The organism is Streptomyces sp. NPDC050856, from assembly GCF_040653855.1.
Taxonomy (GTDB): Bacteria; Actinomycetota; Actinomycetes; order Streptomycetales; family Streptomycetaceae; genus Streptomyces.
In genome coordinates this window covers 88462-106942 of record NZ_JBFAGV010000004.1, presented here as the reverse complement: position 1 = coordinate 106942, position 18481 = coordinate 88462, and the positions used below count along the sequence as shown (strand labels likewise).

Sequence of the window (18481 nt, the reverse complement as noted above, 5' to 3'; positions counted from 1 at the left end):
TGCACCGGCCGCACCCCCTTCCGGGTCCGTCATGGTCCAGTCCGGCACGGCACGCGCCCGGGGTCACGACGAAGGGGGGAGCCCACGCGTCCACGCCCAACGCGCCTGCCGGACCCCGGGTTCCCTGCGAGGCGCGGGCTAATCGAGGATCCGGACCGGGTCGCCGACCCGCAGGGTCCCGGTGCGCTCGGGCACCAGGTTCTGGCCGAAGAGCAGCTTCTTGCCGAAGCGGCGGTGCCGGGTGAGGGTGAGCAGTGGTTCCTTGCCCCGCCGCGCGGTCCGCTGGTCGGTGGTGGTCACGACGCAGCGGGCGCACGGCTTGGCGACCCGGAAGGTGACCTCACCGATGGCGACCCGGCGCCAGGCGTCCTCGGCCCACGGAGCGGTGCCCGCCACGACCACGGTGGGCCGGAAGCGCTCCATGGGCAGCGGGCCCTCGTCCGGGTGGTCGCCCTGGGCTATCAGGGAGTTCAGGGCGTCCAGCGAGGCGACGGTGGTGACCAGCAGCGGGTAGCCGTCGGCGAAGTTGACCGTCTCGCCGGGCAGCGCGTGGTCGGGGTCGATGGGGCGGCGCCGGGCCGGGTCGTCCAGGTGCACCAGCCGCACCTCGCCCCCGAGGTACCGGCTGAACCAGTCGTCCGCGGCGTGACCGGCGGGCACCGCCTCCAGCTTGGTGCCGAAGAGCTCCACGGTGAGCGTCGCGACCGGCTCCGGCACGGGAACCGTCAGCGCTGCCCGCCCCGGCGCGGAGACCCGGACCCCGCCGTCCGGCAGCGGCTCGGCCCCGGCCAGGGCGAGGGCGGCGTACTGGCGTTGGGTGACCGCCTTGGCACCGGCGTCGACGAGCATCCAGCGGCGGTCCCCGGCGAGCCCCCAGGGCTCCACGGCCGCCTCGGCGGGGGCGAGACCGGCGAGGGACTTCACCGGATGGATGTGCAGGGAGCGCAGTACAGGACTCGGCATGGTCCCATCCTGCCAGGCGCCCCACGGCGCCGGCACGGCACCGGTGGGGCACCGTACGGGAGTTGCCCGCTCAGTACCCGCCGCCCTGGTAGGGGCGGTTGTACGGATCGTCGTACGGCGAGGGGGCGGGTGCCGGTACGGGGCGCGGTGCCGCCGGGCGCATGGCCTCGTAGCCGGTGGCGGCCGGCCGCGGCTGCTGCGGGGCCTGCGGGCCCGGGTACCCGCGCGGTGCCGTGGCCTGCTGCGGGATGTACGAGGTGGGCGCCTGGTGCAGCGGAGCGGGCTGCTGCGCCTGCTGCGGATAGCCGTAGGAGCCGCCGCCGTACGAGCCGCCGTAGGAACCTCCGTACGCGGGCGAGGGCTGGGAAGGGGCCGCCGGGAGGGCGGGAAGTGCCGCGGGGAGCGCCGGCAGGTGCGTGTTGCCGGTGTCGTACGCGGAAGGCACTCGGATCGGGGCGATCTGAGGCGTGCCCCGCTCAGCGACGAGGGAGTCGTAGATCGGGGTGTCCTGGAACGACGGCGTGTTGAAGTATGCGCCGCCGTAGGAGGCGCGAGGGGAGGTCATGCCACCTAAGTTAAGCCCACGATGTGCTGGATGGGGAGCCCGATAAGCGGGTTGTTTCACGGGTTGTGCGCGACTGCGGATCGCCAATGCGAGCGAACATGGGAAAATCGGTCGCCAAACGTTGCTTGGATCTTGTAAAGGCCGAGCTGGGAAGGGGTTACCGGCGGGTCCGTCGGTCGCCGCGCCGGTTCACCCGGCACCTCCGGTGGAGTTGGCCGGTACGGAAATCAACGTGTGGTGCGGGCGTGGCGATGTGAGCATGTTCATGCTTAATCAGCGGGCGAATGGCCCGGCGCCGGCGAACGTCTGCCCGCGCGTGGGAATTCGGCGGCGCGCGACTCCCGGACCCCGGGCCGGAGTCGCACGCGACACGACGGGGCGTCGAATGTGACGGGTGCGGCGTCTGGGCCTGCCGCGGCGGCCGTGCAGACTGACTGCGGCGGCCGTGCCGGGCGTGGCGGGCGCCCGCCCGTCCGCCGCCTCGCGGTCAGCGGTCCGGAGTGGCCGCCGGACGCGGATAGGTACGGCCCTTCCACGCCGCGCCCCGACCCCGGTGGTGCCGTACCGCCGAATCGACCGTCATGAGCAGGTAGAGCAGGGCCGTCAGCGGCAGCAGCGGCGCGAGCCACAGCGACTGCCGGTAGTAGCGCAGCATGGGGACGTACGTGCCCGTCATCACCGCCCAGGCCGCGCCGCCCGCCCAGCCGGCCGGCGCGTCACCCCACCGGAGCCCCGCGGCCAGCGCGACGGGCGGCGCCAGGTACACCACCGCCAGCCCCGCGACCGTGCCCACCAGCAGCAGCGGGCTGTGCCGCAACTGGGCGTAGGCGCTGCGCGACACCATCGCCCACAGATCGGCCGGCCGCGGATACGGGCGGACGCTGTCCACCCGCTCCGCCAGGCCCAGCCAGATCCGCCCGCCGGCCCCTCGTACCGCGCGCGCCAGTGACACGTCGTCGATCACCGCCCGCCGGATCGCGTCGGGGATGCGGGCCCGGTCGGCCATCGAGGTGCGCAGCAGCAGACAGCCGCCCGCCGCGGCGGCCGTCCGCGCCCCCTCCTTGTTGACCCGGCGGAACGGATAGAGCTGGGCGAAGAAGTACACGAAGGCGGGCACCACCAGCCGCTCCCACGCGGTGGCCACTCGCAGCCGCGCCATCTGCGAGACCAGGTCGAGGCCGTTGCTGGTGGCCGCGGCGACCAGCTCGCGCAGGCTGTCGGGCTCATGGGCGATGTCCGCGTCCGTCAGCAGCAAGTACTCGGGAGCGGCCCGGTACTCCCAGGGGTCCGCGCCCGGGGCGGGGCACGCGTGGCCCGGCGCGGGCCCGGCCACCGACCCCCGTGGCGGAACCCCGCCGCCACCCGCACCACCACCGGCGCCCCCGCCACCGCCACGCGCGCGTGCCAGCTCGATCCCGTGCCGCAGCGCCCACAGCTTGCCGGTCCAGCCCGGTTCGGGGACCCCCGGGGACACCACGGTCAGCGGCAGCCCCGCGTACCGCACGGACAGCGCCCGGGCCAGATCGCCCGTGCCGTCCTTGCTGCAGTCGTCCACCAGGAAGATCTCCGCGTCGCCCGGGTAGTCCTGCACCAGCAGCGACGGCAGGCTCACCGGCAGTACCCCCGCCTCGTCCCGGGCCGGCACCACGATGGCCACGGACGGCCAGCGGAGCGGGTCGGTCCGCGGTGGCAGCCGCTGATCCGTACGCCAGAACAGGCCCTGTCCGAGCAGCAGCCACCCCCAGGCGGCCAGCGACCCCAGGGCGATCCACGCAATGGCGCTCATTCGTCGCAGTCTGCCCCACAACGACGGGAGCGCAAGGGCCGTCGGCTAGGGTGACCGGGTGAAGATCGCGCTCATGGACTCCGGAATCGGCCTGCTCGCGGCGGCCGCCGTGGTGCGCCGGCTGCGGCCGGACGCCGATCTGGTGCTCTCGTCCGACCCCGACGGCATGCCCTGGGGTCCCCGCACACCGGACTACGTCACCTCCCACGCCCTCGGTGTGGCGCGGGCCGCGGCCGCCCACCGGCCGGACGCGCTCATCGTGGCCTGCAACACCGCCTCCGTCCACGCCCTGCCCGCTCTCCGGGCCGAGCTGGAACCGGGCATCCCGGTGATCGGCACCGTCCCGGCGATCAAACCGGCGGCGGCCGGCGGCGGGCCCGTCGCCATCTGGGCCACCCCCGCCACCACCGGCAGCCCCTACCAGCGCGGGCTCATCCGGGACTTCGCCGCCGGCGTCCCGGTCACCGAGGTGCCGTGCCCGGGACTGGCCGACGCGGTCCAGTACGCCGACGAGGAGGGCATCGACCGGGCCGTCGCCGCGGCCGCCGCGCTCACCCCGCCGGACATCAGGGCCGTCGTCCTGGGCTGCACCCACTACGAACTGGTCGCCGAACGCATCCGCGCGGCCGTACAGCCCGCCGGACTGCCGCCGGTCGCGCTGTACGGCTCGGCGGGCGCGGTCGCGGCCCAGGCACTGCGCCGCGCCGGGGCCGCTCCGGCGCCCTCGGCGACACCGAGCACGGCACTCACGGTCCTGCTCAGCGGACGCTCGGCCCAGCTCCCGGACGCGGCGCTGGCCTACGCCGAAGGGCGGCTCCTGAGCCCCACGGCCAGCCCGGCCGCCCCCCTGCGCTGAACGGACGGCACCGTCGTACGGCCGGACCCGCGTGCGGCGACCCCGAGGCCGGCACCGTCGTACGGCCGGACCCGCGTGCGGCGACCCCGAGGCCGGCACCGTCGTACGGCCGGACGCGAGTGCGGGCGACCGCACGGCCGCCCGGTACCGGAATGCGGACCGGATCCGCGATGGCCGGTCCCTGGCCGGCCGGGACCCGCGTGCGGCGCCAGCCCGCCGGCCGAACCTGTACCGGAATCCGTACCGGAGCCGGCCGTGGCGGCCCTGCGCGAAAGCGGTCCGGTCTCGGGCCCGGGGAACCGGCCGGCTGCCGCCCGTACGGCCGTGCGCCGTAGACTCCGGCACGTGAGCGCCACCATGACACCCGCCGACGCACCCACCGCTCCGGCCACCGCGCCCGGCCGGGGACGCGGCAGGTGGCTGCGGCGGTTGGCCCGGCCCGGGGCGGCGGCGCTGTCGGGCGTCCTGCTGTTCCTGAGCTTTCCGCCGCGTCCCCTGTGGTGGCTCGCGCTGCCCGGGTTCGCCCTGCTCGGCTGGACCCTGCGCGGACGGCGCCCCAGGGCGGGCTTCGGCCTCGGCTACCTGGCCGGGCTCGGTTTCCTGATGCCGCTGCTGGTGTGGACCGGCGCGGAGGTCGGCCCGGTGCCGTGGCTGGCGCTGGTCGCCGCCGAAGGCCTCTTCGTGGCGGCCACCTGCCTGGGGGTCGCCGCCGTCTCCCGGCTGCCGGCCTGGCCGGTGTTCGCCGCCGCGGTGTGGATCCTCGGTGAGGCGGTCCGCGCCCGTGTCCCGTTCGGCGGCTTTCCCTGGGGGAAGATCGCCTTCGGCCAGGCCGACGGCGTGTTCCTGCCGCTCGCGGCGGTGGGCGGTACGCCCGTCCTCGGCTTCGCCGTGGCTCTGTGCGGCTTCGGCCTGTACGAGGCCGCGCGGGTGGCCGCCGCCCGCCGGGCCACCGGCGCGCTGCCGCGCGGCCCCATCGCCGCGGCCGCGCTGTCCGTCTCCGTCCCCGTCACCGCCGCCCTCGCGGCACTGCCGCTCGTCTCGGACACCGCGCAGGACGGCACCGCGACCGTCGCCGCCATCCAGGGCAACGTGCCCCGCCTCGGTCTGGACTTCAACGCCCAGCGCCGGGCCGTGCTCGACAACCACGCCCGCCGCACCGCGCAGCTCGCCGCCGACGTCCGGGCCGGCAAGGCGGCGAGGCCGGACTTCGTCCTGTGGCCGGAGAACTCCTCCGACCTCGACCCGTACCGCAACGACGACGCCCGGCGCGTCATCGACGAGGCGGTCAGGGCCATCGGCGCGCCCACGGTGGTCGGCGCGGTTCTCACCCCGGAGACCGGCCCCCTGCGCAACACCCTGATCCAGTGGGACCCCGCGCGGGGACCGGTCGCCACCTACGACAAGCGGCACGTGCAGCCGTTCGGCGAGTACATTCCGATGCGGTCCTTCGTACGGATCTTCAACAAGGACGTCGACCGGGTCAGCCGGGACTTCGGCCCCGGCGACGAGGTGGGTGTCTTCGACCTCGCGGGCACCCGAGTCGGGCTCGCCACCTGCTACGAGGCGGCCTTCGACTGGGCGGTACGGGACACCGTCACACACGGCGCCCGGCTGATCTCCGTACCCAGCAACAACGCCACGTTCGGGCGCAGCGAGATGACCTACCAGCAGCTGGCGATGTCGCGGGTGCGGGCCGTCGAACACAGCCGGTCGGTGGTGGTGCCCGTCACCAGCGGAGTCAGCGCGATCATCCGGCCGGACGGGACGATCGTGGACCGGTCCGCGCTGTTCACGCCGGACGCGCTGGTCGCCGAGGTGCCGCTGCGCTCGTCGCTGACCCCGGCGACCCGGCTGGGCACGCTGCCCGAGGCGGCGCTGCTGGCGCTGGCCGCCGCGGGGCTCGGCTGGACCGCCGTCGCCGCCGTACGGAGCAGGCGCGCCAGCCGATGACCCCATAGGGCCTCACCACACCCCGGGTGAGGAAAGTATGGGTTCGGGCCATATCAAGGGGCGGTCCGGCGCTCCCTAGGGTGCGGCATATGATCCCCGCCACGCCCCAACAGCCCGCACATCGTGCCGTCACGGTCGACCTCAGCGGCCGCACCGCCCTCGTCACCGGCGCCGCCAGTGGCATCGGGCGGGCCTGCGCCCTGCGGCTCGCCGCCGCCGGAGCCAGGGTGAGAGCCGTCGACCGGGACGCCGCGGGCCTGGCGGCGCTGGCCGCCCCGGAAGACCGGGCCCCGGGGCCGGCGGGCGCCATCGAGCCGTACCCGCTGGACCTCACCGACCTCGACGCGGCCGAGGAAGCGGCGGCCGGCGCCGACATCCTGGTCAACAACGCCGGGTTGCAGAGTGTCCGCCCCATCGAGCAGTTCCCGCCGGACGTCTTCCACACCATGCTCACCGTGATGCTGGAGGCGCCGTTCCGCCTGATCAGGGGCGCACTCCCGCACATGTACGGGGAGGGCTGGGGCCGGATCGTCAACATCTCCTCCGTACACGGGCTGCGCGCCTCCCCGTACAAGTCCGCCTATGTGGCGGCCAAACACGGCCTGGAAGGACTCTCCAAGACGGCCGCTCTCGAAGGCGCGCCACATGGGGTGACCTCCACCTGCGTCTGTCCCGGCTATGTGCGCACACCACTGGTCGAAGCGCAGATCGCGGACCAGGCGGCGGCGCACGGGATCCCACCCGAGCGGGTACTGGCCGACGTCCTGCTGAAGGACTCGGCGCTGAAGCGACTCGTCGAACCGGCCGAGGTCGCCGAGGCCGTCGCCTACCTCTGCACACCGCACGCCTCGTTCATCACCGGCACCTCCCTCGTGCTCGACGGCGGCTGGACCGCGCACTGACCCGCGTGCGGTCCCCGGCACGGGTTTTCCACAGGGCTGGTGCGAGTACCCGGACGGCAGGTATCCCTGTGACCATGTCCCAAGCACAGCTTTCCCACCTGGAGTTGCTCGCCCGCGGCGCGCCCGGCGAGGCGTACGACCGGCCGGTGCTGCTCGCCCGCGCGAGCGGCGCGGGTCCCGAGGAGCTGGCCGCCCTGGAGCGGGCCAAGCGGCTCGCCCTGCGGGTCCGCGCCGAGCTGGAGGGGCGGCGGCGCCGCGAGACGGAGCTGTCCGCGCTCTTCGAGACGGCGCACGATCTCGCCGGACTGCGCGACCTCGACGCCGTCCTGCGGGCGATCGTGCAGCGGGCCCGTTCGCTGCTGGGTACCGAGGTCGCCTATCTGAGCCTCAACGACCCCGCCGCCGGCGACACCTACATGCGCGTCACCGAAGGGTCGGTGTCCGCCCGCTTCCAGCAGCTGCGGCTCGGCATGGGGGAGGGGCTCGGCGGTCTCGTGGCGCAGACGGCCCGCCCGTATGTGACGGAGAGCTATTTCGACGACGAACGGTTCCGGCACACCCGGACGATCGACGCCGGGGTGCGGGACGAGGGGCTGGTGGCGATCCTGGGCGTACCGCTGACGCTCGGCAGCCAGGTGATCGGCGTCCTGTTCGCCGCCGACCGCCGGGCCAGGGTCTTCGAACGCGAGCAGACCGCGCTGCTCGGCTCGCTGGCCGCGCACGCCGCCGTCGCCATCGACACCGCCAACCTGCTGGCCGAGACCAGGTCGGCCCTGGCCGAACTGGAACGGGCCAACGACATCATCCGCGCCCACAGCGGCGTCATCGAACGGGCCTCCGAGGTCCACGACCGGCTCACCGAGCTGGTGCTGCGCGGGGGTGGTGTCCATGACGTGGTGGCGGCACTGTCCGAAGTGCTCGACGGGACCGTGGAGTTCACCGACCGGCCCCGGCCGGTCACCCGGGCCGACGGCCACGCGGTACGGCACGGCGACGACTGGGTGGCGGCGGTCTCGGCGGGCGGGGAGCTGTTCGGTGCGCTCGTCCTGCGCGGGCAGCCGGACCTCGACCCGGTCGACCGGCGGACCCTGGAGCGGGCCGCCATGGTCACCTCCCTGCTGCTGCTCGCACACCGCTCGGCCGGTGAGGCCGAACAGCGGGTGCGGGGCGAGCTGCTGGACGACCTGCTCGACGCGCCCGGCCGGGACCGGCGGCTGCTGAGGGAACGCGCAGTCCGGCTCGGTGCCGACCTCGACGCCCCCCACGTGGTGCTGGCCGCCCGGACCGACCGGCCCCTCCGGAACACCGCCGATCGGCCCGTCCCGGGCACCGCCGACCGGGAGGGCGCCGACCGGCAGCGCCTGTGGTCCGCCTCCTCGCACCTGGCGGCCACCCGGCAGGGTCTCGCCTCCGCACGGGACGGCGGCACCGTCCTGCTGCTCCCGCTGGGCCCCGGTGACACCGCCGCCGGGCTCGCCCGGCTGGCCGCCGGACAGCTCGGCGCCGCCCTGCGCGACCCGGTGGCCGTCGGCGCTTCGGCACCGGTCGACGCACCGGCCACCCGGCCGGAGGCGATGGCCCCGGCGTACGCCGAAGCCCGCCGCTGCCTCGACGCGATGACCGTACTCGGCCGCCGCGGCGAGGGCGCGGCGGCCGAGGACCTCGGGTTCCTGGGCCTGTTGCTGGCCGACAGCCGCGACATCGCCGGGTTCGTCACTCGTACGATCGGCCAGGTCATCGCGTACGACCGGCGACGCGGCAGCGACCTGGTGCGCACGCTGGAGGAGTACTTCGCGTCCGGGATGAGCCCGGCCCGCACCAAGGACGCGCTGCACGTCCACGTCAACACCGTGGCGCAGCGGCTGGAACGGATCGGCCGCCTGCTGGGTCCCGGCTGGCAGGCCCCGGCACGCGCCCTGGAGGTTCAGCTGGCGCTGCGGCTGCACGCCATGTCGGCGGCTCGGGCCGCCCCTTGAGCCGGGGCGGCCGTGCCACGCGCGTCAGCCCAGCCGAGCCGCGGCGGCCGGTTCGTCATCGGCCGTGTCGGCCAGGTCCCGGCTGCGGGTCTCCCGCGCGCACAGGATCGCGACGACGGTGAGCAGGGCGGCGGCGATGACGTACAGGGCGATCGGCGTCGAAGTGCCGTGCTCGGCGAGCAGCGCGGTCGCGACGAGCGGGGCGGGCGCACCCGCCGCCACCGAGGAGAACTGCGCGCCGATCGAGGCGCCCGAGTACCGCATCCGGGTCGCGAACATCTCGGAGAAGAACGCCGCCTGCGGTGCGTACATGGCGCCGTGCAGGACCAGCCCGACGGTGACGGCGAGCAGCAGACCGCCGAAGCTCCCGCCGTCGATGAGCGCGAAGAACGGGAACATCCAGACGCCGACCCCGACCGCACCGATCAGATAGACGGGCCGGCGGCCCAGCCGGTCCGACAGGGCGCCCCAGGCGGGGATCACGGCGAAGTGCACGGCGGAGGCGACGAGTACCGCGTTGAGGGCGGTCTGCCTGCTCAGCCCGGCCGTCGTCGTGGCATAGACCAGGATGAACGCGGTGATCACGTAGTAGCTGATGTTCTCCGCCATCCTGGCTCCCATCGCCACCAGCACATCGCGCCAGTGGTGCCGCATCACGGCGACCAGCGGCATCCTCTCCACCTGTCCGCCGTCCAGCCGGCGCGCCTCGGCCCGCGCCAGCGCCGCCTTGAAGACGGGGGACTCGTCCACGGACATCCGGATCCACAGGCCGACCACGACCAGCACACCGGAGAGCAGGAACGGTACGCGCCAACCCCAGGCGACGAAGGCGGGCTCCGGCAGCAACGCGGTGAGCGCGGCCAGCACTCCCGTGGCCAGCAGTTGCCCGGCCGGCGCCCCGGTCTGCGGCCACGAGGCCCAGAAACCCCGCCGCCGCGCGTCGCCGTGCTCGGATACCAGCAGCACCGCGCCGCCCCACTCGCCGCCCAGCGCGAACCCCTGCACCAGCCGCAGCACGGTCAGCAGCACCGGCGCGGCGGTCCCGATGGTCGCGTGGGTGGGCAGCAGCCCGATGGCGAACGTGGCGCCGCCCATCAGCAGCAGACTGACCACCAGCAACTTCTTGCGGCCCAGCCGGTCCCCGTAGTGCCCGAAGACCAGCGCCCCGAGCGGCCGCGCGGCGAACCCCACGGCATAGGTGAGGAAGGACAGCAGGGTCCCCACGAGCGGGTCCGAACCGGGAAAGAACAACTGGTTGAAGACGAGCGCGGCAGCCGACCCGTACAGGAAGAAGTCGTACCACTCGATGGTGGTGCCGATGAGACTCGCGGCGACGATGCGCTTGAGACTGGACGGGGCTGGTGGAGCGGTCGCGGGGGAGGACATCGGCACCACTTCCTGGCGTTCGACGGGGACTGCGCGTGTCGCCACACGGTAGGAACCCCCAGGTCAGCGGCGTATGTGGTGGGACACCATAGTTCTGGGCGTGGACGTGCGCGCGCACACCATGGGGCTACCTGCGGGGCGACGGCTGGAGCGCTGCGGCCGAAGCAACTGCGGGCGGACGCACGCGGCGTCCGCCCGTCGTCGGCGTCATTGACTTGCGCACCTTCCGCCCCGTACGGGTCCCCCTTCGAGAGAGGCCCAAGACAGGACGGCCCCCACCTCGCCGGCTCGGAGGATGCTCAGTCGAGACAGAACTCGTTGCCCTCGACGTCCTGCATCACGATGCACGACTCGTTGTCGTCATCGGCAGGCAGCAGCCGCACGCGTACCGCGCCGAGCGCGACCAGTCGTGCGCACTCGGCTTCGAGCGTGGCGAGGCGCTCTTCACCCACGAGCCCAGCGCCGACCCGCACGTCGAGATGCAGCCGATTCTTGACGACCTTGCCTTCGGGAACGCGCTGGAAGAACAGTCGCGGGCCCACACCTGAGGGATCACTGCAGGCGAACGCGGAACCCTGCCTCTCGGGCGGCAGCGAGCGATCGAAGTCGTCCCACGTGGCGAACCCCTCCGGTGGCGGCGGTACGACGTACCCCAACACCTCGCACCAGAAGCGCGCGACGCGCTCGGGCTCCGCGCAGTCGAAGGTGACTTGGAACTGCTTGATCGATGACACAGGCGCACGATAGCAGGGGCTCTTTCGCCCATCTCCCCGCCGGAGTGGTCCCGTTGACGGGCGGACGGTCCCTGACGTGCCGCCGCTGCGCGATGTGATCGCAGGGGCCGACCCCATGTCGACGCAGCCGAGGAGTCGCCCGTCATTCCGGGCCAGGTCGTCGGCCACGGCCCTCGCCGCGCTTCCCGAGGGCAGCCCGCCGGCCCGGGGCCGCACCCGGGGAGAAGACTCCTCGCGAGTGTGGGCCGGAACCCCGTCCGCCCCGAGCCGTGCCCGCCCGCGACCCCGCCAGAACCCGGCCGCCTGGACCTTGAGCCGCTCGGTGTGACGTCAGCCCTGATACGTCAGCGCAGGTCGAGCCGCATCAGTACCCGTGGATGGCCGGCCAGCACCGAGGTGGTGTCGGCGGCGTGCACGAACCCGGCGCGTTCGAAGCTCTTCCGGACTCCGGCGTACGCCATCGTCAGGTCGACCTTGGCATCACCGTTGTCGAGGGGGTACGCCTCGATCGCCGGTGCGCCGTGGGCGCGGGCGAACTCGACCGCGCCGGCGATGAGGGCGTGCGAGATTCCCTTCTTGCGGTGACCGGGGCGTACGCGGACGCACCACAGCGACCAGACCGGCAGGTCGTCGATGTGCGGGATCTTGCGGTTGCGCGCGAAAGAGGTGTCCGCGCGTGGTGCCACGGCCGCCCAGCCGACCGGCTCGTCGCCGTCGTAGGCGAGCACCCCGGGAGGGGGATCGGCACGGCACAGCTCGGCGACGTACGCACCGCGGGCCGGACCGCGGAGCTCACTGTTCAGCTTCGACGGGATTCGGTAACTCAGGCACCAGCAGACGTTTGCTCCCGATGTCTTCGGGCCGAGTACGGTACGGACGTCCTCGAAGACCGAAGCCGGGCGGACCTCGATGGTCATGGCGCCACGATCTCACGAAGGCGGGCAGACGGCACACGGTCTCATCCGCCCGCCGGACCCCCGGGCGGCCCCGCCCCGCCGCCGGGGTCTCGGAGTGCCCGTGGGCCGACCACGGTGCCCGGGTGCCGTGCGGCCTGGCTTCGTGCCCCGGCGCGGCAGTCCGGGGAGCAGCCGTCGACGCACCGGCATACCGACCCCTCCGCGGCGACATCAGTGCGGATCGGGCGATCCGCTCACGGAGGCATGCTCGATGACGGAGATGACGCCGGCGGGGCACGCCCCCGCGGCGACGCGGGCGGACGTGTGGTGCTCCCGTGGCGGCCGGGCGTCGAGCAGGACGACCAGGCCCTCGTCCTCGTCCTGGTCGAAGAGGCCGGGAGCGGTCAAGGCGCACATCCCGGCGCCGACGCACCGCTCGCGTATGACGGTGAGTTCCACGGGACTACGCCTCGTCCCAGGTGACCGGGAGCCGGTGCACGCCGTAGATGTTCATGTCGGTGCGCAGGGGGACCTGTTCCGGTGCCACGGCCAGCCGGAGCGTGGGGAACCTGGTCAGTAGTGCCGGGAACGCCACCGTCATCTCGACGCGGGCCAGTTGCTGGCCCAGGCACTGGTGGACGCCGTGCCCGAAGCCCAGATGCCCGGACGCACCACGGCGCAGATCGAGGGTGTCGGGGTCGGGATACCTCTCCGGGTCGCGGTTGGCGGCGTCGAGCGACAGGGTCACCGACTCGCCGGCCCTGATCAGCCGGCCCTCCAGCTCCACGTCCTCCAGCGCGGATCTCACACTGGTGTGGGCGATGGTCAGATAGCGCATGAGCTCTTCCACGGCCTGGCCCGCCAGCTTCGGTTCCGCGCGCAGGGCGGCGGCCTGTGCGGGATGGCTCAGCAGCGCGAAAGTGCCGTGGGCGAGCATGCTGGCGGTGGTGTCGAGCCCCGCGGCGAGCAGGAAGCCGCCGAGGCCGGCCAGTTCCTCGTCGGTGAGGTCGGCGTCCCGGGCCAGGTCGCCCAGCAGGTCGTCGGTGGGGGTGGCGCGCTTGGCCTCGATCAACCCCCGCATGTACCCCTCCAGCTTGTTCATGGCCGCGTACCGCTCCTCGGGCGTGGCGTCCCTGGTCATCAGCGTTGTGGCGTGATGGTGGAAGTCCTCACGGTCGGTATAGGGCACGCCCAGGAGCTCGCAGATCATCAGTGCGGGGACGGGCCGGGCGAACGCCCGCACCAGGTCCACGCCCGGCCCCTGGCGCTCCATGGCGTCGAGGTGCTCGGCGGTGATCTCCTCGACGCGTTCGGTGAGCAGCCGCATCCGCCGTACGGTGAACTTGCCCATGAGCAGCCGCCGGTAGCGGGTGTGCTCGGGGGCGTCCATCCCGGTCATGTCGCCGACCGGAGCCGGGGGCAGCTCGCCCCCGGGGCCGCCGGGAACGGGGTAGTGCAGGAGCTCGTACCGCGAGCTGAAGCGGGGGTCGGCCAGTATCGCCCGGACGGTGGAGTGGCCGGTGGCCAGCCAGCCCAGGTGCCCGTCGGGGTAACGCATCCTGGTGAGCGGCCGCTCCTCGCGGAGCTCGGCCAGTCCGGCGGCCGGGTCGAAGGGACAGCCGGGGGCGCGTTCGGTGGGCAGGGTGACCGGCTCCGGTGCCATGCCGCTGTGCGGGGAGTTGGTCGACGGTCGGTACCGCATGGTGTCCTCCGTGAGACGTAGGGAGCCTGGAGTGCCTGGAAAGCGTCGAGAGGTGCCGAGTGGCGGAGAGGGGCGTGCGGTTGTCTTCCCGGTGGGCGGGCGAAGGGTGGCGCGCGGTGTGACGCCGGGGGCGACGGCTAGCGCATGCCGCCCGGGTGGCTCCGGCCGTGTCGGGGGCCGGGAGGAGGGGAGCCGGCGGGAGCGCCCGGCTCCAGGGCCGTGGCCACGGCCCGCAACAGCCACGCGTTGACGGACAGGGCCTCCTGGCTGGCCGCGTCCTCGACGCGCGTCTTGAGGTGGACGGGAAGCCGGAAACTTATCCGGGCGGTGGTGCCCTCATCGGCCTCGATGGCGGGTGGTGTCACCGGAGCCATAGTGGCGCCATTCGTGGTGGCCCCGCCCGTGAGGGTTGCGGGAACCGGCGGTCGCCTCACCGTGAACTCGGGGTCGAGGCCGCGCAGCCGTACGTCCACCGAGCCGGGCGCCAGCGCGCGTGTGATCTCCTCCGATGCCGCGGCCAGCGCGTTCAGGATGGTCAGCCTGGCCGCCGACTCCAAGGGGCCGGTGAGCCGGTCGGCCAGTGCGCGGGCTTCGTCGCCACCGGCGTTCGCGGCGACGGCGAGCTGGCGGCGGAGGTCGTCGATGTACACCGCGAGTTCCATAGCGCCATAATGGCATCACTATGGCGCCACGGCTGCGCCCGGCGCTGTGCCCAGTACCTCGCGCGCACACGTGGCTCCCGCTCCCGCCGGCCCCACGCACCGCGGGGTGCCCGGTGAGCGGCAGCGGAGCGGAGCCCGCCGACCGGGACGACGGCGAACACCGGTCCCTGCGCCCGCGCCTCGTGCCGCCCGCGCCCCGGGGGGCGGTGCTGCTGCTGCACGGAGGACGCCCTGACGCCCTGACGCCACCGCCCCCGCTGAACCTGCCGTCGGCCCGTATGCGGCCGTTCGGCAGCGCGATCCTGCGGTCCGTGGGGAAGGAGCGCGTACTCCTCGCGACGGTCCGCTACCGCTACCGCGGCTGGAACGGGTCCCGCACCGACCCGGTCCATGACGCCAACGAGGCACTGGACGAGCTGACGTCCCTCGCCCCGCTCGGGCCGGTGGTCCTGGTGGGGCACTCCATGGGTGCCCGCGCGGCACTGCGGGTGGCGGCACATCCCCGGGTGAGCGGGGTGGTGGCCCTCGCCCCCTGGTGTCCGCCCGGAGAACCGGTGGCGCACCTCAGGGACACACACGTGATCGTGCTCCACGACGAGCGCGACCGGGTGACCAGCGCCCGCGGTGCCTGGGACTTCGTACGCAGGGCCCACCGCGCGGGTGCGCGGTCGTGCGGCGTCTCCATGCCCCGCGGCGGACACGCCATGCTGCGGGACGCCGGTGACTGGCACCGGCTCACCGCCTTCCTCGCGGCGGGCGTCCTCGGCGAGAGGGCGCTGCCGCCCGGCCTGACCGCGGCCCAGGCCCGCGGTGCGGTGGTCGAAGGGAGCGCGCTGCTGCGGGACGTGCCCCGAGGAGGCCGATGAAGGGCCGCGGGGGTGCCCGAGCACGGTCCGAGCGCGCCCTTCCCGGCGTTGGGCCGTCAGGGCCGTACACCCACGGCGCCGGGTGAGTGGCTGCCGGGGAATCGAGGGTTCCCACGGCATGCTGGTGAGCCCGGCCGGCCGTGCACCGCTGATCGTCGGGGTGCGCGCTGATCGTGCCGTCCGACCGGCCGGGGCGCTGGGTCTCCGGTGCGGCGGCCGTGGGAGAGGAGCGGGGCCATGGCCGGGATCGTCGCGTACGGAGTGCTCCCCGACGAGCGTCCGCTGCTGGAGAAGGCGCTGGAGGGACGGCACCGGGTGCGCTGCCTCGAACTCCTGCTCAACGAGGACACCGCTGCGACGGCTGCCGGGTACGAGATCGTCAGCAGCAGTGTGAACGACGCCCTGGACGCGGCCGTGCCGGGCGTCCTCGGCCGGGGCGGCACACGGATGATCGCGCAGCGCTCCACCGGCTACAACAACATCGACGTGGAAGAGGCCCGCAGGCTCGGCATCGGCGTGGCCCGGGTGTCGTACTACTCCCCGTACGCCGTGGCCGAGTTCGCCTGGGCACTGACTCTCGCGGTGAACCGCCGTCTGGTCCGGGCGACCGGCCGGACCCGCGAGTTCGACTTTCGCCTCACCGGCCTGATGGGACGTGACCTGCACGGCCGTACCGCCGGGGTCCTGGGCACGGGCAAGATCGGCACCGCTTTCGCCCGGATCGCCCACGGTTTCGGCATGCGCCTGCTCGGCTGGGACGTCACCGAGAACCCCGAGTGCCGGAACCTGGGCATGGCGTACGTCGACCGGGACCGGCTGTTCGCGGAGGCCGACCTGATCAGCCTGCACGTGCCGCTGGTGCCGGAGACCCATCACCTGGTGGACGCCGCCGCCCTGGGGCTCATGAAACGCGACGCGATCCTGATCAATACCGGCCGGGGCGGCCTCATCGACGCCCCTGCCCTGGTCGAGACCCTGCGTGACGGCCGCCTCGACGGTGTCGGACTGGACGTGTACGAGGAGGAGGCCGGAGTCTTCTTCCTCGACAAGTCGCTGGAAGTGATGACCGACGACACCCTCGCCCGCCTGATGACCTTTCGCAACGTGCTGATCACCTCCCACCAGGCGTACTTCACGCAGGACGCCGTCGGGCAGATCACCGACGCCACCGTGCGCAACATCGAGGACTTCCTCGCGGGACGCACCGGCGACAGCACCCTCGTGCCACCCGCCGCCCGGCCATGAGCTCCTCGCGGGCCCGGCGGAGGCCTTCCCGGAGCGCGGACCCCGGGCCCGTACAGGGGACTCGGCCGCGTCGGACGATCACGCCGGTGGCGCCGCGGGAGGGTAGTTACCGCCGGATGAGGCCGAGTGCGCCGGCGGTGGCGACCGCGGCGGTGCGCGAGTCGACGCCGAGTTTGGCGTAGGCGCGCGCCAGGTGGGACTTGACGGTTGCCTCGGTGAGGTGGAGCCGGCCGCCGATGGCCTGGTTGGACAGGCCCTCGGCGACCAGCGCGAGCACTTCGGTCTCGCGCCGGGTCAGGGCGGTGCCAGGCGTACGCAGCCGGTTCATCAGCCGGTTGGCGACGGTGGGCGCCAGGGTGGTGCGGCCCGTCGCGGCGGTGCGTACGGCGGCGGCCAGGTCCTCGGGCGGGGCGTCCTTGAGGAGGTAGCCGGTGGCGCCGGCCTCGATGGCCGGGAGGGTGTCGGCGTCCGTGTCGTAGGTGGTGACGATCAGCACGCGGGGGGCGCCGGGGCGGGCGGTGATGGCGGCGGTGGCCTCGGCGCCGTTCATTCCCCCGCCGAACCGGAGGTCCATCAGGACGACGTCGATGTCGCCCCGGGCGGCGCGGACGACGGCCTGTTCGGCGGTGGCGGCCTCGGCCACCACTTCGACGCCGTCCTCGGTCTCCAGTACGGCGCGGAGCCCCGCCCGTACGACGGGGTGGTCGTCCGCCAGGAGCAGGCGGACGGGGGTGTCGGTCACGGGCGGGCCTCCGGTACGGGGTCGGCGGACTGGCCGAGGGGCAGTCGGGCGGCCACGGCGGTGCCGTGGCCGGGGGTGGACTCGACGCCGAGGGTGCCCCCGAGGGCATGGACGCGGGCGCGCATGGCCGCCAGCCCGAACCCGCCGGTCCGTGGGTCGGGGGCGGGCAGGCGGCCGGGGTCGAAGCCCCGCCCGTCGTCGACGACGCGCACGGCGACCTGTTCGCCGAGGTAGCCGAGGGTGACCTCGGCGCTCGCGGCCCCGGCGTGGCGGACGGTGTTCGCGAGGGCTGACTGGGCGACCCGCAGCAGCGCGACCTCCTGGGCGGTCGGCAGCGGGACGGGGTCGCCGGTGAGGTGGAAGCGGGCGGTGAGCGGGTGGCGTGCGCCGGTGGTGGCGCACAGTCGTTCCAGGGCGCCGGCCAGGGTGGTGCCCTCCAGCGCGGGCGGGGCGAGAGCGGCGACGAAACGGCGGGCCTCGGCGAGGTTGTCGACGGCGGCCTGACGGGCCTGGTCGACATGGCGGGTGGCCTTCTCCGGCGCGTCGGGCAGGGCCCGTTCGGCGGCGCGCAACAGCAGCTGGATGCTGGAGAGCCCCTGGGCGAGGGTGTCGTGGATCTCCCGGGCCAGACGTTCCCGCTCGGCCAGCACACCGGCGGTGTGCTGCGCCTCGGCCAGGTCGGCGCGGGTGGCGGTCAGCTCCTCGATCAGGTTCCTGCGTCGTTCGCTCTCCCGGTACAGGGCCTGGTAGCCCCACACCACCGCCACCGCCACGGCGGCGCCGAGGGCGGGGCCGATCGCCATCGCCGCGTGGAAGGAACCCCGGTGCGCGGCGAAGCCCGCGACGGCCACCACCGCGGTGCCCAGCACCGCGGCCGCGCCGGCGCGGCGGGGCAGCAGGTGGAGCTGGAGGAAGTACAGCGGGAAGGCCACCCACACCCCGTCGGGGGACAGGGCCAGCAGCACCAGCCAGCCGGCGCCCACGGCGGCCAGCCACACCGCGGCGGCCCACCGCGACCGGCTCACGCCGGGCAGCACGGGGCCGGCCGCGTACACCAGGCCGCACACCGCGGCCGCGGCGACGACCCATCCGGCGTGCGGACGGCCGTCTGCCACGGCCCGGCCGGCGGCCAGGGCGAGCAGGCCGGCCACCAGCAGGTGCAGGCACCACGCCAGGGCCCGGGTGGTGGGGGTCAGGGTGAGGGCGGTGATGTTCACAGTCCTCCCAGCGTAAGGAGAAACACCCCGGCG

General features: G+C 74.0%; 17 protein-coding genes. 6 read left to right on the top strand and 11 right to left on the bottom strand.

What is annotated here, in order from left to right; all coding sequences use genetic code 11:
• Nucleotides 1–138: 138 nt before the first annotated feature.
• The 3 genes from AB0H53_RS05285 to AB0H53_RS05275 form a co-directional block, all read right to left on the bottom strand.
• On the bottom strand, nt 139–963 hold the full coding sequence (locus tag AB0H53_RS05285) for an MOSC N-terminal beta barrel domain-containing protein (RefSeq protein WP_362107478.1): 825 nt from the start codon (nt 961–963) through the stop codon (nt 139–141).
• A 70-nt stretch (nt 964–1033) separates the two neighbouring features.
• Nucleotides 1034–1528 carry a DUF6643 family protein gene (locus AB0H53_RS05280; RefSeq protein WP_362107475.1) on the bottom strand — a complete coding sequence of 165 codons (495 nt, stop codon included), beginning with the start codon at nt 1526–1528 and terminating at the stop codon, nt 1034–1036.
• 487 nt (nt 1529–2015) lie between these two features.
• Nucleotides 2016–3314 (bottom strand): glycosyltransferase, encoded by a 1299-nt coding sequence (locus tag AB0H53_RS05275; protein ID WP_362107472.1) that lies wholly within the window; start codon nt 3312–3314, stop codon nt 2016–2018.
• Nucleotides 3315–3372: 58 nt separating this feature from the next.
• Between AB0H53_RS05275 and AB0H53_RS05270 the strand changes: the two genes are divergently transcribed.
• The 4 genes from AB0H53_RS05270 (at nt 3373) to AB0H53_RS05255 (ending at nt 8998) form a co-directional block, all read left to right on the top strand.
• The gene (locus AB0H53_RS05270) at nt 3373–4170 is read left to right on the top strand and encodes an aspartate/glutamate racemase family protein (RefSeq protein ID WP_362107469.1); all 798 of its coding nucleotides are present in this window, start codon (nt 3373–3375) and stop codon (nt 4168–4170) included.
• Nucleotides 4171–4515: 345 nt separating this feature from the next.
• Complete coding sequence (gene lnt, locus AB0H53_RS05265; protein WP_362107466.1) at nt 4516–6120, top strand: apolipoprotein N-acyltransferase; 1605 nt, start codon at nt 4516–4518, stop codon at nt 6118–6120.
• Nucleotides 6121–6209: 89 nt separating this feature from the next.
• On the top strand, nt 6210–7022 hold the full coding sequence (locus AB0H53_RS05260) for a 3-hydroxybutyrate dehydrogenase (RefSeq protein ID WP_362107463.1): 813 nt from the start codon (nt 6210–6212) through the stop codon (nt 7020–7022).
• Nucleotides 7023–7096: 74 nt separating this feature from the next.
• Nucleotides 7097–8998 (top strand): GAF domain-containing protein, encoded by a 1902-nt coding sequence (locus AB0H53_RS05255; RefSeq protein ID WP_362107460.1) that lies wholly within the window; start codon nt 7097–7099, stop codon nt 8996–8998.
• Between the two features lie 24 nt (nt 8999–9022).
• Here AB0H53_RS05255 and AB0H53_RS05250 read toward each other — a convergent pair whose 3' ends face one another.
• The 6 genes from AB0H53_RS05250 to AB0H53_RS05225 all read right to left on the bottom strand — a co-directional run bounded on the left by AB0H53_RS05250 (nt 9023) and on the right by AB0H53_RS05225 (nt 14378).
• Entirely contained in the window at nt 9023–10384 is a 1362-nt protein-coding gene (locus tag AB0H53_RS05250) for an MFS transporter (RefSeq protein WP_362107971.1), read from the bottom strand.
• Between the two features lie 299 nt (nt 10385–10683).
• Nucleotides 10684–11118: a VOC family protein gene (locus AB0H53_RS05245; RefSeq protein WP_362107457.1), complete on the bottom strand. Its 435-nt coding sequence runs from the start codon at nt 11116–11118 to the stop codon at nt 10684–10686.
• A 344-nt stretch (nt 11119–11462) separates the two neighbouring features.
• Nucleotides 11463–12035 carry a GNAT family N-acetyltransferase gene (locus tag AB0H53_RS05240; protein WP_362107454.1) on the bottom strand — a complete coding sequence of 191 codons (573 nt, stop codon included), beginning with the start codon at nt 12033–12035 and terminating at the stop codon, nt 11463–11465.
• A gap of 210 nt (nt 12036–12245) precedes the next feature.
• A complete protein-coding gene (locus AB0H53_RS05235) occupies nt 12246–12473 on the bottom strand; it encodes a ferredoxin (RefSeq protein WP_362107451.1) in 228 nt (75 codons plus the stop codon).
• A gap of 4 nt (nt 12474–12477) precedes the next feature.
• Nucleotides 12478–13716 carry a cytochrome P450 gene (locus tag AB0H53_RS05230; protein WP_362107449.1) on the bottom strand — a complete coding sequence of 413 codons (1239 nt, stop codon included), beginning with the start codon at nt 13714–13716 and terminating at the stop codon, nt 12478–12480.
• Between the two features lie 137 nt (nt 13717–13853).
• Nucleotides 13854–14378 (bottom strand): hypothetical protein, encoded by a 525-nt coding sequence (locus tag AB0H53_RS05225; RefSeq protein WP_362107446.1) that lies wholly within the window; start codon nt 14376–14378, stop codon nt 13854–13856.
• A 113-nt stretch (nt 14379–14491) separates the two neighbouring features.
• Here AB0H53_RS05225 and AB0H53_RS05220 point away from each other — a divergent pair, with 113 nt between their 5' ends.
• Nucleotides 14492–15244, top strand: coding sequence for an alpha/beta hydrolase (locus AB0H53_RS05220; RefSeq protein WP_362107443.1), 753 nt, complete (start codon nt 14492–14494; stop codon nt 15242–15244).
• Between the two features lie 237 nt (nt 15245–15481).
• Nucleotides 15482–16489 (top strand): 2-hydroxyacid dehydrogenase, encoded by a 1008-nt coding sequence (locus AB0H53_RS05215; protein WP_362107440.1) that lies wholly within the window; start codon nt 15482–15484, stop codon nt 16487–16489.
• Nucleotides 16490–16595: 106 nt separating this feature from the next.
• Here AB0H53_RS05215 and AB0H53_RS05210 read toward each other — a convergent pair whose 3' ends face one another.
• Both AB0H53_RS05210 and AB0H53_RS05205 read right to left on the bottom strand, forming a co-directional pair.
• Nucleotides 16596–17231, bottom strand: a complete 636-nt coding sequence (locus AB0H53_RS05210) for a response regulator transcription factor (protein ID WP_362107437.1) — start codon at nt 17229–17231, stop codon at nt 16596–16598.
• Nucleotides 17228–18448: a sensor histidine kinase gene (locus tag AB0H53_RS05205; protein ID WP_362107434.1), complete on the bottom strand. Its 1221-nt coding sequence runs from the start codon at nt 18446–18448 to the stop codon at nt 17228–17230. Before AB0H53_RS05205 ends, AB0H53_RS05210 begins: the two co-directional genes overlap by 4 nt.
• Nucleotides 18449–18481 lie beyond the last annotated feature (33 nt).